Origin of the sequence: Fluviicola chungangensis (assembly GCF_007558725.1) — a bacterium.
Lineage (GTDB): Bacteria > Bacteroidota > Bacteroidia > Flavobacteriales_D > Crocinitomicaceae > Fluviicola > Fluviicola chungangensis.
In genome coordinates, this window is sequence record NZ_VLPL01000002.1 from 637,384 (window position 1) to 651,605 (window position 14,222).

Sequence of the window (14,222 nt, forward strand, 5' to 3'; positions counted from 1 at the left end):
ATAGAAATGATCAAGAATAAAATGCTTTTAGGGCTGTGTATTGTGTTTGCACAAACAACGATGGCTCAATGTGATACCACAGACGTTTCAGGGAATATGATCGTCAGTAGTTCTACTTTTATGTCGGGAGTATACCGGATTACGGGTAAATTCCAGGTAACAACCGGAACAACCGTTTTTGTACAGCCATATGCAACCAATTCATGTGGTTCGTTGGAAATCATTGCTTCTGAAATTGTGATCGATGGTGCAATTAATGGCGATTATGCCGGATATCCCGGAGGAACAGGTGGTGCACCCGGTCAAACAGTTACCAGTTTAACAGGGGATCAAACAGCAATTAATTCCTGTTCGAATAAGGACAATAACGGATTGGTGCAATTGAGCGGTGGAGCATCCGGTTTACCTGGAAGTGGTCCGGGAGCAGCTGCAGCTTCGCTTAATGGTGGAACCGGTTCTGGTCCTAAACAAATCTGTTTAAATAGTGACGACGAAGCAGGGATGATTGCCGGATCGGGAGGTGCCGGTGGCGGATCGGGTGCCGGTTATGGTGGAACCGGAAGTATCGGCGGAAACGGCGGAGCAGGAACATCTGATTACGTTGCAACCGGACTCAGTGTTTCTTCTGCTTATCCTGTACAGGGTGGAGCAGGTGGAACCGGCGGAACGAGCGGAGTGGTATACGGAACCTTATCAGGAATGGACATCCAATTAGGTTCCGGTGGATCAGGAGCCGGTGGAGGTGGAAGATCCTTTGATATCGGATTGGCAGGCGGTAACGGAGGAGCCGGCGGAGGAGCCGTGATTCTTCCCGCTTCAACAAACTTGAATGTAACCGGAACAATTTCTGTCAATGGTGAAAATGGCCAGGCAGACGGTGACGGCGGTAACGGTGGAGCGACACCTAAATGTTGTTCGGATGGTTGTGATGATTGTGGCGAAGCAACACTTTCTACAGGTTCCGGTGGTGCAGGAGGAGCCGGTGGTGGCTCAGGCGGTGGAATTCTTCTTTTTGCCGATGCCGATGCATCCATTACGGGAACCCTTTCTGTAAAAGGCGGAAACGGTGGTGATGGCGGAGCACGCGGAACTGGTGTTTCCTGCAATTATTCAGCAACTTTTTGCGGTTCGCAGTCTTTGACTTCAAATAACGGAAATCCAGGACAATCAGGTGGGGCTGGCGGCGGAGGCCGGATCAAAGTATTTGTCCCGATCTGTTCAGCAGCAGTAATAAATCCAACAACAACCTTAACGGCAGGTTCGGGTAATGCTTCTGCAGGAAACGGAACTTACTTCTTGGGATGCAGCGAATTATCCGTAATGGAATTGGCTTCTGATATCAAACTGGATATTTTCCCGAACCCAACAACACATGAAATTCAATTGACAACCGATTCCCCGGTTGAAAATGCAGAAATAAGTCTGATTGATCTTTCCGGAAGAGTTGTTTATGTGAACAGACATTCGTTGTCGGCTGAACCAACTGTCATTTCATTGGAAAACCTGTCTTCGGGAACCTATCAGCTGTTTTTGAATCGGGGAGAAAATTCGGTAGTGAAAAAAGTAATTAAAAACTGATGAAACAGGTAGCATCCCATTGTCTTATTTTATTGCTTCTTCCTTTTTATGGAATGAGTCAGCATACTCCAAAATCGGTAAATGCGTGTTTGAAACCATTTTATCATGGAGTCGCTTCGGGGGATCCTTTATCCGATCGGGTAATTTTATGGACACGCATTACGCCGGAGAATGGAAGTAATTTACCCCAAATTGTGGAATGGAAAATTGCAAAGGATACGTTATTTACCCTTGGATTACAAAGCGGAGTGGTACTGACTGATCAGACAAAAGATTATACCGTGAAAGTGGACCCGACAGGATTGGAACCAAATACGACCTACTATTACCAGTTTAAATCGGACACCTTAAAAAGTGTCATCGGACGAACACGTACGGCACCGGTTGGTGATTGTGACAGTTTGCGTTTTGCTGTGGTTTCCTGCGCTAATTTTGAAGCAGGTTATTTCAATGTGTTTTCAGCATTGAAGGAACGGAATGATTTTGATGCGGTGATTTGTTTAGGGGATTACATCTACGAATATGAATCCGGAGGATATTCCCCCAATCCAACTGTAAACAGACAATGGGAGCCATCCAATGAGATCCTTTCACTCTCTGATTATCGGGCACGTTATTCAACTTATCGCCTGGATGATGATTTGCGTGATTTGCACCAACAATTCCCGATGATCGTAGTTTGGGATGACCACGAGACAGCCAATGATGCATGGATGAATGGTGCGGAGAATCACCAGGTAAACGAAGGAAGTTTTGCAGCTCGCAAAGCCTCGGCAAAGCAGGCGTTTTTTGAATGGCTTCCGATCCGCGTTACGGGAACTACGGATCCGTACCAGATTTTCAGGGAAATTAAATACGGTGATTTAGCAGATCTGATCATGTTGGATACCCGCTTGCATGGACGGGACCAACAGGCAGGAACCAGCGGAAGTACAGTAACTTCAACTACGAGACAATTGCTTGGTACAGATCAGTTTTCCTGGTTGGGAACACGTCTTTCTCAAAGTACGGAACAATGGAAAGTATTGGCACAGCAAGTCATGATTGCCCCGCTTACTTTGTTTGGAGCGGCGCTAAACGGAGACCAATGGGATGGTTATCCTGCCGAAAGAAACCGGGTAATTAACCACATTTTGACATATGATATCAAAGATGTGGTAGTCATTACCGGAGATATTCATTCGTCCTGGGCAAATGACATTCCGGCATCCGGTTACAACGGCTCTACCGGAAGTGGTTCGGCAGGAGTGGAGTTTGTAGCGCCGAGTGTTACTTCTCCCGGGATGAATATTCCTGGTGGAGCGTCTGCATTGATGCTGGCAAACTCACACATCAAGTTTGCAGAATTGTCGGCTCATGGATTTGTGATATTGGATATCAATAAAGCCCGAACGCAGGCGGATTGGTACTATGTCAATACAATTGACAGCAGGAATTCCGGGTTTTCGTATGCTGCTTCGTTTAAGACAACTCATTTGTCGCGAAATCTTACAGCTGTGAATGCGGCAAGTATTCCCCGAAACGGAATCCAGGGATTTCAACTTCCGACTTGCCCATACTATCCATATGTTCCACCGAGTACTGCAGGGTTGAATGAAGATGCACCGGTTATTCTGAGTCTTTTTCCAAATCCCGCTTCCGAAAACCTGTTCCTGAATCTCAGCTTGCCTTTCCAGGAGATCAGTGAGATTTATTTGGTGGACCATGCTGGGAAAAAGATTTCTTTGAAAGAGCAATGGAAAGCACAGGCGGGTTCTTCGCAATGGATGTTTGATATTCATGAGTTACCGGCGGGAATGTATAGTTTATATATCCAGAACGGAACGAGTTACGTTCTGTCAAAAGTGATAAAAGAGTAGTAGTGGATTCGTAAATCCGGTTAGAGTGAAAGGAGTCCATGTCAATCGGCAGACTCCTTTTGTTTTTTTCGTAACTTTCGTTCATCAAATGGAAGCCGATTTTTCATACCAGTCTCCCCGCATGGAGTTGCTTTTCAAGACCCTGAAATGGATGCTTGATTCCCAGCAAATTGGGGTGACCATCGAAGAACTGTCAAAGCATTTGGGACTGGGAGAATGGGAGACGCAACATTTGTTCCAGGAGTACCTGGAAAAAGACCCGATCCGGTTCGTGCAGGATGCCTTTTCCCCATCCTTGACGCAAGTCGGCAGACAACAGGCACAACTTTCTATTTTTGATTCATTGGATGAAATGCACGACGTTCCGCCAACTCACCTTGATTTGGATATCCGGATCATTGAGGAATCCCCGGAAGAAGTGTATTATTCCATCTACCCTTATTTTTTGGGAAATGTCTTTATCGCGAGTCATGAATCCGGACTTTGCCAGGTGACTTTTGAAGATTCTGAAGTCGGATCCATCCGTTTGAAAAAGACTTTCCCCAAGAGTATGATCCGTGAAGAGCGCACAGAATTACACGAATTGGCTTACCAGGCGTTGATGTCTTACTTTACAGGTACGGGAGCCATTCCGGTTATTCCAATCGCAGTAAAAGCGACTTCATTCCAGGTTCGGGTTTGGAATGAATTGCAGCTGTTGGGTAAATCGGAGTTGACAACTTACGGAGCATTGGCTCAAAAACTGGGTGATCCGAATTTATCCCGGGCGGTTGGATCAGCTGTTGGCTCAAATCCGGTTGCACTATTAATCCCGTGTCACCGGGTGCTGCATCACAGTGGTAAAATAGGTTCTTTTCGCTGGGGGAGCTGGCGTAAGCAATGGTTATTGGCAATTGAAAAATAAACACATGAAACTGGAAGAATTACTACAAAATCCAATTATCGGAGAATCAGAACTGGCTAAGTATTGGCGTGTAGATGAGCAAACCATTTATGCGGAATCCAAGCCTAGTAACCGCACTGTTGAAACCATTGCTTCGAATGTCGCTTTGGTCAAATCACTCAACGGGTATCAACCGGTTAAGCTGATCATCTCAATTGCAAAATCACCGGTTCCGGACAAAGCAACCCGTGAATTGGCAGCGAAAGAACTTCCCTTGACTTATTCGGCAATGGCTATGATCGCTCCGAATAAACTGACGGGTTTTATCATTAACCTGATTTACGGAATGAAAAAACCGCCAATTCCTATGAAAACCTTTTCTAATTTTGAAGATGCACATCGTTGGATTTCAAAAGCAGATGTAACGAAATAGCGGTTTTTCGTTTTATCTAAAACCAGCTTATGAAATCAATCATACTTTTACCCATCCTCCTTTTTTTACCGGCTTTTTGCCAGGGACAAGCTGAAGTCTTAAAGGATTCAATCAGTGCTTTTTTTGGATATAATCAATCAGAGATCCTGGATGGGGATTACATACTTTCCCAATTGGAGAAGATAGAGGCATCCTCTGTTTCTCTTGTTAAATTGGTCGGGTATACGGATTCAACCGGATCTTTGAAACGAAATATGGAGTTGGCTGCCGATCGGATGCAATCCGTGGAGTTCTTATTAAAAAGCGCGTCAATGAATCACGTGAAAATAGAAACGGTCAATGCAAATGAAACTTCGGGTTATCGGATTGCTCCGGATGAATTGAACCGGAGAGTGGATGTGCTGGTTTATATTAAAGCTCCGGTTGCAGGTTCAGCAATACGTTTCGAACTCAATAAGCCGGTCAATTTGAATATCAATTTCGTAGGGGGAAAAGCAGACTTTTTAACCAGTTCATTTCCGAATCTCGAGAAATTGAAAACGATCATGCTGGAAGACACAACACTTTTAGTGAAATTGCACGGTCATGTTTGCTGCGATAATGATATGCCGCTCTCAGTAAAACGTGCCGAAGCAGTGATGGAGTATTTGATTAGCAATGGAGTAAACAAAAATCGGATGAGAGCCGAAGGATTTAGTAATAGTATGGAATTGGTTCCGGATGATTCCGAAGTACACATGTCTATGAACCGCCGGGTAGAAGCGATTTTTTACCGGAAAACAGAATAGTTTTCTCTGATGGTATTAGTGACTTTCCAATTCATAAATGGCAAATCCTGCTTGCACTAAAAGTACTGCAATTAGAATTATTGAGGCTATAAAACCAGAATAATACCACCAAGGAGTTTTTACGGGATGTTCTAATTCTATGTGATCTTTAATATTTTCCGGTACGCGATATATATGACCATCCTTTTGAAATGCGTAAATTTTTTCGTCTGCCCAAAAAGGTACGTAACGATGCAATAAAGGATAGTAAGTTTGAAATACGATAAATTTTTCAGGAACACCTTCCGGTTCAATAGATGCTTCAGGTAGATTTAAATCTTCGTGAGTAAATTCTTTTAGTTTTTTAGTTTCTTTGAAAGCTGCCATAGGAAACCTGTTGATTCGTTAATATGGTTTATTCCTCCACGTATACCCGGTGCATCCGTCTGGACAATCCGGTCATGACTTCATACGGAATGGTATCCATTGCTTTTGCAAACACATCCATCGGCTGGTTTTGTCCTATGATTTCTACAATATCGTTGATCTTTGCACTCACCGAAGTGATATCAACCATGATCATATCCATACAAACCCGTCCCACTACCGGACATTGGATACCATGAATATAAACGCACCCTTTTCCATTGCTTAAACTGCGTCTGAATCCGTCCGCATATCCAACCGGAATAATCGCAATCGTCATGTCTTCCATAGCCTCATAGGAAATTCCGTACCCGATAAAATCACCCTTTGGAACCAATTTGATCTGGGAGATGGAACTGTACCAGGAAACACTTGCTTGCAGGGAGGTTTTCAATGCGTTGTTTTCAGTATAACCATACATGGAAATCCCCAACCGGATCATATCGTAGCAATGTTCCGGATAGCGTAAAGAACCTTCTGAATTGAGAATGTGTGCCAAAAAAGAATCCGAACTGTGCGCTCTGAAATAAGAAACAATTGCATCAAAGGAAGCCAGTTGTTTTTGAGTAAATGAACTGTGGTTCGGGTTATCGGCATCGGCCAGGTGGGAGTAAATTCCCTTGATTTGCACTTCAGGTTGCGAATGGATCACCGCCAACACACGTTCCTTATCCGATGGGGAAAACCCCAAGCGGTGCATCCCGGTGTCGAACTTCAAATGGATCGGGTAAGCGGATATATTGCGATGAATGAGAGCAGTAATAAATTCATCCAATTGCTCGAAGGAATACATTGCAGGCTCCAATTGGTGCTCAATGATCAAATCACTGTGTTCCGGGTCCGGGTTCATTACGACAATCGATGAGGTAATACCCGATTTTCGCAATTCAACTCCTTCATCGGCGAAAGCGACTCCAAAATTGCTGATCCCGGCACGTTGCAAATAAGGAGCTACTTTTTCTGCGCCCGAACCGTAAGAGGAAGCTTTTACCATCGCCAGGATTTTCACCTCTTTCGGCAGGCGTGATTGATAAAAGGAAACATTGTGTTTGATTGCGCTTAAGTTGATTTCAACAATCGTTCGATGCTTGAGTGCTTTTCCCCTGGCAACTTCGTATTCAAAAGCGCGGTCCCTGTGAGCTTTTACCAAAACAACCGCGTGGTGGAAATCTTCCCACGGAATGGATTTTCCTTCCGGGATAAAATGGAATTCATCGGGATTAAAGGATTCGACCAATCGCTCGATTTCCAATCGCTCGTGCGGGTGTTTTTCGGATAGCCCGATCACGACAATCCGTCTCTTTCCGGGAGCGAGTTGCCGCTGATAGATCAATGCTTCACTCAAAGCATCCAGGTCCAGGTTGTAGGTGTCGTTAATAATGGTATTTCCGTTGATTCCTTCAAAAACCTCCATGCGCAGAGCAAGTGTCGGAAGTGAATCGATGCGTTCCGCAATTTCTTTCGCATCGAATTGCAAATAAGCCAGGAATGTATTGAGCACACCCAGCATTCCGCTATAACCTGAAGGAAAACGATGGTTTTCGTATGTCGGGCAAACCTGGAAATTTCCCGGTAAGCGGTTCTCCAGGTCCGCAAATGCATGCGGGATAAATGCGAGACGACATTCCCTGAAAAGAGTCCATTTTTCCAGTAAGTGTTCCTCATTGTTGGCAAAATTTTCCCGGTGCGCTTTCCCGAAGGCAGTGAAAATACCGTAATCGGGTTGGATCATGTCTTGCAGGACCTTCATTTCACCTGGTTTGGAAATACCGGCTTCGATAAAGGCAATGGAAGCACTTTCATGCATTTCCAGCAGAGAGAGGGCAACACCCAATTGTGAATTGAAACTTTTCGGGCTTCTGACAACCTTGAACTTGTCGGAAATACAATGAAAGATCCATTCTTTAAAAGTCGTTTTCCCTACACTTCCGGTGATTGCAACAACCGGGTAGGAAAATTGTTTTCGATGGTATTTTGCCAGTTTTTGAAGAGCAGCCAGGACATCATTGACTTTGAAATAAACGGCATCCGGTTCGAATGTTATGGAAGCATTTTTCGCAATTACAAAAAAACGGACTCCTTGCCGGTAAGCATCTGCAACAAATTCATTTCCTGATCGGGAATGACCGGAAAGGGCAAAAAAAAGTGCTCCTTTCGGTTGTTGAATTTTGCGGGAATCGAAATAAACGTGAAGAATGGAATCCGGGCTGGAACCAAGGACTTCTGCTTCAAAAATTTCCGCACACGCTTCAATGGAATAATGTAATCTCAATGCTCAATTTTATTGTAACAACTGCGACAAAGCGGTTCGTATGTTTCAACGGCCCCGACCAATACTTGTCCTTCGTCTTTCGTTGTCCGATGCGAGTATTGTGCTAAGTTACCACATGAAACGCAAATCGCATGTACTTTTGTGACATATTCTGCAATACAAAGTAAGTCCGGCATGGGCCCGAACGGTAAACCCAGGTAGTCCATATCAAGACCGGCGATAATGACCCGGACACCATGCTTCGCCAAATCGGTACAAACGGCCACCAAACCGGAGTCAAAGAACTGCGCTTCGTCAATGGCAACAACTCGTTCCTTTTTCCAGTGTTTGAGAATTTCCTCCGAACTGTTTACCGGGATTGCTTCAAGGGAAGACCCCACATGACTGACAACCTGTTCTTCGTGGTAGCGATTATCGATAGCAGGTTTGAAAAGCAACAATTTTTGTTGTGCAAATTCCACGCGTTTCAAGCGGCGGATAAGTTCTTCGGTTTTTCCTGAAAACATCGATCCGCAGATCACTTCAATCCATCCGTTTTGTCTTGCTTCAGAAGGAATTTGCTCTAAAAACATCATTTTTCAAGGTTATCAACAATCCAATATAAACAACTATTCACTTTTAAGTCAAAAAGGGTTTTCCTGAATTGTAATTTTATACTGCAAAAATTGTGATTTCTCGTGTTTAAATGAAAACGAGGTTTACAAGTTGTCACAAATGTTGAAAAATTTCGAAATACAGGGAATATGGAAATGCACGCATTGATCGAAGAAATGACCGCTTTATTGGCAAAGATAAAGTCGGGAGAAGCGACTCTTGGTGAATTGGAGGCTTTTGCGGCTGCTGCCGGTCAATTGAATGAGCGCGCAATCATTTTGCGTTACAAAGCAGTTGAAGCAAAAGTTTATGGAACTGCGGTTTCTGAAAAACCTGTTTCAGAAACACCTGTTTCAAAAATGCCAGGAAAAGAGGAGATCGCTCCGATCGTTGAGGCGCAGGAACCTCACAGGGAAACGCATGAAGAACCATCCTTTGATCTCTTCGGAATGGATTCGGATGAAGAAGAAGCCATTCCTTTTGAGTTGATCGAAGATGTTGTGGAGGAAGTAATGGACGAAGAACCGGTGGATGAAATTCGACCTGCGCATGAAGAGCCGGTTGAAGAAGAAAAAGCACCGGTAATTCCGGAACCCGCATTTGCAGCTCCGATTGAAAACACTCAGGATTTGCATCCGATCTACGGCAAGTTGAATTCGAATGACGGAACACTCGCTGCACGCCTGATGTCTGTTCGCCTGGAAACGTTGAAAGGCGCTTTCGGATTTAACGAACGCTTACAGATTATTCAAGAATTGTTTAACGGCTCGAACGAAGAGTTCAACCAGTTGATTGAACAAATAGAAAATATTCCTTCGAAAGAACAGGCAAGGTCTTTGGTAAGCAGTTATGCAAATAAGTACCATTGGGACGTTGAGAGCCAATTGGCAATTGAGTTGATTCAAAAAGTAGAACGCAAGTATGCATAAGATCCTTTCTTTTCTGGTTTTCATTCCCTTGCTCGGTTTCGGGCAGGTTGAACAAGGCCGGTTGACGGTAGAAAAATTGTGTTCGCCGGCTTTTCATGGCCGGGGTTATGTCAACGGAGGAGATTCTCTTGCGGCGAGTTTCATAGCAGATGAATTCGGGAAAATGGGATGTAAATTCTTCCGGGATTCCCCTTTTCAGACCTTCCGGTTCCCGGTGAACACTTTTCCGGGTAAAATGGCTTGTTCCGTAAATGGAAAAACATTGGTTCCCGGGAAAGAATTTGTTGTTGATCCGTCTTGTCCTGCCTATTTTGCCGATAGTTTGAAAATTTACCGCATTTCGGTCGATGAACTGTTCAACGGAAAGAAACTGAAGAACAAAATCAGCGAAGCAGCGATGAGCGGTTCAAAAGGAGGGATTGGTTTTGCTTTTCATTTCAGCTTATGGAAAGGAGATACCTTAAAAAAAGCACAGGAATTGGCAAAAACATTAGGCCAATCTATGCCGGTCATTGAATTGGTTGATACGAAATTCACCTGGAGTGTAAGTCAGGAACAAAATCGTTTTGCGCTATTGCAGGTTCAGTCAAGTGCCTTGGACGCGTCGTTGGACGAATGGATTTTCCGGGTCCGGGTGGAAGCAAAAATGATAAATCATACCGCCAAGAACGTAATCGCTTATGTTCCTGCGAAAAAGAAATCGAAGAAGTATTTTGTATTCAGTGCGCATTACGATCATTTGGGCCGGATGGGCCAGGAAACGTATTTTCCCGGTGGAAATGACAATGCTTCCGGAACGGCACTCTTGCTGGAAATGGCGCGGTATTACGCAAGTAATCCGGCGGAAGTGAATGTGGTGTTCATGGCATTTGCAGGAGAAGAGGTTGGACTGCTGGGAAGCCATTATTACACGGAAAACCCGATCTTCCCGCTGAAAGAGATCCAGTTTTTATTCAACCTGGATATTATGGGAAGCGGTGAAGAAGGTGTAACGGTGGTGAATGCGACCTTGTTCCCCGAACAATTTGAAACCTTAAAGTCGATCAACGAGAAGCAACAGTTTTTGCCGAAAGTAGCTTCCCGTGGAGCAGCGGCAAATTCGGACCATTATTTCTTCACCCAGAAAGGAGTTCCGGCTTTCTTCATGTATACCATGGGACCAAACAAGCATTACCACGATGTATATGACACCTACGAAGAATTGAGCTTCAATAAGTTTAACGGAATTTATCAGTTGTTAGTCGATTTCGAAAAGGTTGTTTGCTGGAAACGTTAATTTTTGATTAATCGCATCTCTTCGTAAATAATTTTTAAGGGACATCAATTCACTTCCATCAAGTAGTTAAAAACAACCTTTTCAGGTATTTGTTTGAATTTCTTCTGAAATTACTTTTGTTCTTGACAGAACAAAAGTAACCTTTCGGGAAGGAGTTGTTTCATAATAAGTTAGTTTTCGTTTCTTTCCGAAGGAACTGCTGCTGCACAAATATTAACCGCAATCGGTTAGACAAGCACAGGATAAGGAATGTATATCCGTGTCCTGTGCTTTTTTATTGCTCTGGATTTTTGAGTATATTCACTCGCAACTATTTATGAAGGAAATGCGATTATTATTGGTCATCGGTTTTTTAATTTGCTCAAAAGCACTCTATTCTCAGTCATATCAAGGGATAGACAAAATAAAGCCCCCGGTTCAGACAAAAGCTGCCAGTTGTGCGCCGGCAAATAAAACCACTTATATGGAGTACAACAATGTCCGTGCAATGATACATACTGCCGGAAATTTGTGGCAGGTTCCGGGTCAAAATTTCTCCCAATATGAAATTCCTAAAAATTCGAAAATCATGTGCTTTTTCACCTCGGCACTTTGGTTGGGTGGAACAGATGTCAACGGTCAGCTGAAATTAGCTGCATTGCGTTACCGGCAAGGACAAGATTACTGGACAGGACCGCTTTCAAACACAACCGCAGAAATTGATCCGAGTGAATGCCTGAAATACGATAACCATTTTACTTCAAGTAAAGATTTGGTAAGACAATTCGATGCCTGGTATAATGCAGGGGTATTGGACCAGCAAAATGGGACCAGTTTGCAATCAGCGAATTTTCCAAATTATAAGGTTCCTGATTTTATTAAAAACTGGCCGGCTCACGGAGATGTCAGTAAAGGACAGGATTACAATTTGGCCCCGTTCTTTGACCGTGACAACGATGGGAACTATGAGTGGGAAGAAGGAGATTACCCGTGGTACGATATCACTGGAACGAAAGATTGTAAAACCGACCGGAGAGTCTCTCTTTACGGCGATTTCAATATGTGGTGGGTGATGAATGACAAGGGAAATATTCATACGGAATCCGGCGGCGAACCTATTGGAATGGAAATTCGTGCACAGGCTTTTGCTTTTGCGACAAATGACGAGATCAACAATATGACTTTTTACAATTACGAGTTGATCAACCGGGGAACTCAAACTTTGTATGATACGTATTTCGGGGTATTTACCGATGGAGCATTGGGAGATCCTTATGATGATTATGTGGGTTGTGATGTCACTCGCGGTTTGGGATATTTTTATAACGGAGATGCTGTTGACGGCGATAATCAGGGTTTTTACGGTTATGGAACGAATCCGCCCGCAGCAGGTGTAGACTTTTTTGAAGGACCGTATCAGGATAATGATTCTATTGACAATGCTTATGGAATCGGTGTTGGTGAGGCTCTGAACGGAATCGGTTACGGAGATGGAATTGTGGACAATGAACGGTATGGGATGAGACGATTCCTCTATTATATCAATTCCGGAGGTGGTGCCAATCCGAATCAAACCGATCCGACCAATGCGGCAGATTATTATAATTTCCTCAGAGGAAGATGGAAAGACAACACCCCGTTTTACTATGGTGGTAACGGCCATATTTCAGATCCGACAGTGAATCCGAATGTGACGTGCGATTTTATGTTCCCGGATGACACGGACCCTTTGGGCTGGGGAACGGATGGAATTCCACAACCGGTCTGGACAGAACAAACAGCCAATAATTTACCCTACGACCGTCGTTTTCTTCAGTCCGCAGGCCCTTTTATTTTAAAACCGGGTGCTGTCAATAATATTACGGTCGGAATGGTGTGGGCAAGATCTGCCGGTGGAGACCCGTTCGAGTCCGTTAAATCATTGCGTTTGGCAGATGATAAGGCACAGGCATTATTTGAAAACTGCTTTCGTGTTTTGGAGGGGCCTCACGCTCCGGAACTAACAGGGCAGGAATTGAAGAATGAATTAATTCTCTATTTGTCCAATAGCTCGGCATCAAACAACAAACACGAAGATTATGTAGAGTTCGATCCGTTCATTGTGACATCTCTTCCCAACGCAGATAAGTATTATCGTTTCCAGGGATACATGATCTACCAGCTAAACAAATCAAATGTCAGCGTTTCTGACCTGGAAGATCCGACCAAGGCGCGTTTAGTTGCTCAGGTGGATATTAAGGACGGGGTCAAACGCCTGGTAAATTTTGAATTTGATGAAAACCTGCAGGCGTCTTTTCCGGTAGAAAAGGTGAAAGGCGCGGATTTAGGTATCCAGCATACATTTCGTGTTACGGAAGATTTATTCTCTTCCGGAGACAGGCGATTGATCAATTTTAAACGCTACTATTTCATGGCAATTTCGTACGCGTACAATAATTTCAAAACCTACGATCCAGCTGATCCGATTGCATTGGACGGACAGAAGAAGCCGTTTCTCGGAAGCAGAAAAGCAGCTATCGGGGAAGTGAAAGTACTGGAGTTGATCCCGCATGATCCCGCACCTGAAGCAATGGGGACGATGCATTTGGCTTCTTATGGCATCACCCCACGTATCACACGTTTGGATGGAATCGGTAACGGAGGAAGAGAATTGCAGCTGACAACGGCATCAGAGAATGCGATTGTAGCGAACGGATTCAAAGGAGAATTGGAATACGATTACAACGGAGGTCCGATCAACGTGAAAGTGGTAGATCCATTGAACGTGGTAGGCGGTTACTTTGAATGTAAATTCCGGGATTATGTGGGTGTATCGGGAACTGGAACAGCCGCATCAGAATACAAGGGAATCGATACTGCCAGCTGGGTTGTTTACCGCTACGATTCCAAAGGCGGAAACTTACTGGATTCGGTTACATCGGATGTGACTATCCAGCAGGGTAATGAGCAGGTGGTTCCCAAATGGGGAGTTTCGATTGAGATTACCCAGGAGAAATACTACTTCCCATCCGCGGTAGCATCTTCGGTTTATTTGTACACGGACCCGTTATCTTCGAGTATTTCGTACACGGATTCCACCAAACAATGGCTAGATTTCGTGGAGGACGATGGTTCGTTATCACCGAAGAACTGGCTTCGAACGGGCACCTACAATCCGGACCAGGCAACAGAATGTGATACCTGGAGTGGAGCCGATTATTTGAACCCATGTTGTTTTAAAGATGAG

11 protein-coding genes are annotated in these 14,222 nt (G+C 44.2%); 8 read left to right on the forward strand and 3 right to left on the reverse strand.

Features of this window, described 5'->3' with window-relative positions:
* The first annotated feature begins 6 nt into the window (after positions 1-6).
* Genes FO442_RS06320 through FO442_RS06340 form a run of 5 tightly spaced genes read left to right on the forward strand, consistent with a single transcriptional unit; the run spans position 7 to position 5,541 of the window.
* Positions 7-1,578, forward strand: a complete 1,572-nt coding sequence (locus tag FO442_RS06320) for a T9SS type A sorting domain-containing protein (RefSeq protein WP_144332309.1) — start codon at positions 7-9, stop codon at positions 1,576-1,578.
* A complete protein-coding gene (locus FO442_RS06325) occupies positions 1,578-3,437 on the forward strand; it encodes a T9SS type A sorting domain-containing protein (RefSeq protein WP_144332310.1) in 1,860 nt (619 codons plus the stop codon). Before FO442_RS06320 ends, FO442_RS06325 begins: the two co-directional genes overlap by 1 nt.
* Before the next feature lie 25 nt (positions 3,438-3,462).
* Complete coding sequence (locus FO442_RS06330) at positions 3,463-4,341, forward strand: methylated-DNA--[protein]-cysteine S-methyltransferase (protein WP_144332311.1); 879 nt, start codon at positions 3,463-3,465, stop codon at positions 4,339-4,341.
* A gap of 4 nt (positions 4,342-4,345) precedes the next feature.
* Positions 4,346-4,753 carry a DUF7793 family protein gene (locus FO442_RS06335; protein ID WP_144332312.1) on the forward strand — a complete coding sequence of 136 codons (408 nt, stop codon included), beginning with the start codon at positions 4,346-4,348 and terminating at the stop codon, positions 4,751-4,753.
* Positions 4,754-4,782: 29 nt separating this feature from the next.
* The gene (locus FO442_RS06340) at positions 4,783-5,541 is read left to right on the forward strand and encodes an OmpA family protein (RefSeq protein WP_144332313.1); all 759 of its coding nucleotides are present in this window, start codon (positions 4,783-4,785) and stop codon (positions 5,539-5,541) included.
* Positions 5,542-5,556: 15 nt separating this feature from the next.
* Here FO442_RS06340 and FO442_RS06345 read toward each other — a convergent pair whose 3' ends face one another.
* From FO442_RS06345 to FO442_RS06355, 3 genes are read right to left on the reverse strand one after another with little or no spacing between them, the layout of a single operon-like run.
* On the reverse strand, positions 5,557-5,907 hold the full coding sequence (locus FO442_RS06345) for a hypothetical protein (protein WP_144332314.1): 351 nt from the start codon (positions 5,905-5,907) through the stop codon (positions 5,557-5,559).
* A 28-nt stretch (positions 5,908-5,935) separates the two neighbouring features.
* Positions 5,936-8,218, reverse strand: coding sequence for an alanine racemase (gene alr / locus FO442_RS06350; protein WP_144332315.1), 2,283 nt, complete (start codon positions 8,216-8,218; stop codon positions 5,936-5,938).
* Entirely contained in the window at positions 8,215-8,790 is a 576-nt protein-coding gene (locus tag FO442_RS06355; RefSeq protein ID WP_144332331.1) for a thymidine kinase, read from the reverse strand. The genes alr and FO442_RS06355 overlap by 4 nt, the downstream gene beginning before the upstream one ends.
* 171 nt (positions 8,791-8,961) lie before the next feature.
* Here FO442_RS06355 and FO442_RS06360 point away from each other — a divergent pair, with 171 nt between their 5' ends.
* From FO442_RS06360 to FO442_RS06370, 3 genes are all read left to right on the forward strand, one after another.
* Complete coding sequence (locus tag FO442_RS06360) at positions 8,962-9,741, forward strand: hypothetical protein (RefSeq protein WP_144332316.1); 780 nt, start codon at positions 8,962-8,964, stop codon at positions 9,739-9,741.
* Complete coding sequence (locus FO442_RS06365) at positions 9,734-11,017, forward strand: M28 family metallopeptidase (protein WP_144332317.1); 1,284 nt, start codon at positions 9,734-9,736, stop codon at positions 11,015-11,017. Before FO442_RS06360 ends, FO442_RS06365 begins: the two co-directional genes overlap by 8 nt.
* Before the next feature lie 463 nt (positions 11,018-11,480).
* Positions 11,481-14,222: T9SS C-terminal target domain-containing protein (locus tag FO442_RS06370; RefSeq protein ID WP_186279940.1), on the forward strand; the 2,742-nt coding region annotated here is incomplete at its 3' end.

Coding starts and splice junctions, on each gene's coding strand:
- FO442_RS06340 (WP_144332313.1), top strand. CDS start 4,783: ATGAAATCAATCATACTTTTACCCATCCTCCTTTTTTTACCGGCTTTT.
- FO442_RS06325 (WP_144332310.1), top strand. CDS start 1,578: ATGAAACAGGTAGCATCCCATTGTCTTATTTTATTGCTTCTTCCTTTT.
- FO442_RS06360 (WP_144332316.1), top strand. CDS start 8,962: ATGGAAATGCACGCATTGATCGAAGAAATGACCGCTTTATTGGCAAAG.
- FO442_RS06320 (WP_144332309.1), top strand. CDS start 7: ATGATCAAGAATAAAATGCTTTTAGGGCTGTGTATTGTGTTTGCACAA.
- FO442_RS06335 (WP_144332312.1), top strand. CDS start 4,346: ATGAAACTGGAAGAATTACTACAAAATCCAATTATCGGAGAATCAGAA.
- FO442_RS06345 (WP_144332314.1), bottom strand. CDS start 5,907: ATGGCAGCTTTCAAAGAAACTAAAAAACTAAAAGAATTTACTCACGAA.
- FO442_RS06365 (WP_144332317.1), top strand. CDS start 9,734: ATGCATAAGATCCTTTCTTTTCTGGTTTTCATTCCCTTGCTCGGTTTC.
- FO442_RS06355 (WP_144332331.1), bottom strand. CDS start 8,790: ATGTTTTTAGAGCAAATTCCTTCTGAAGCAAGACAAAACGGATGGATT.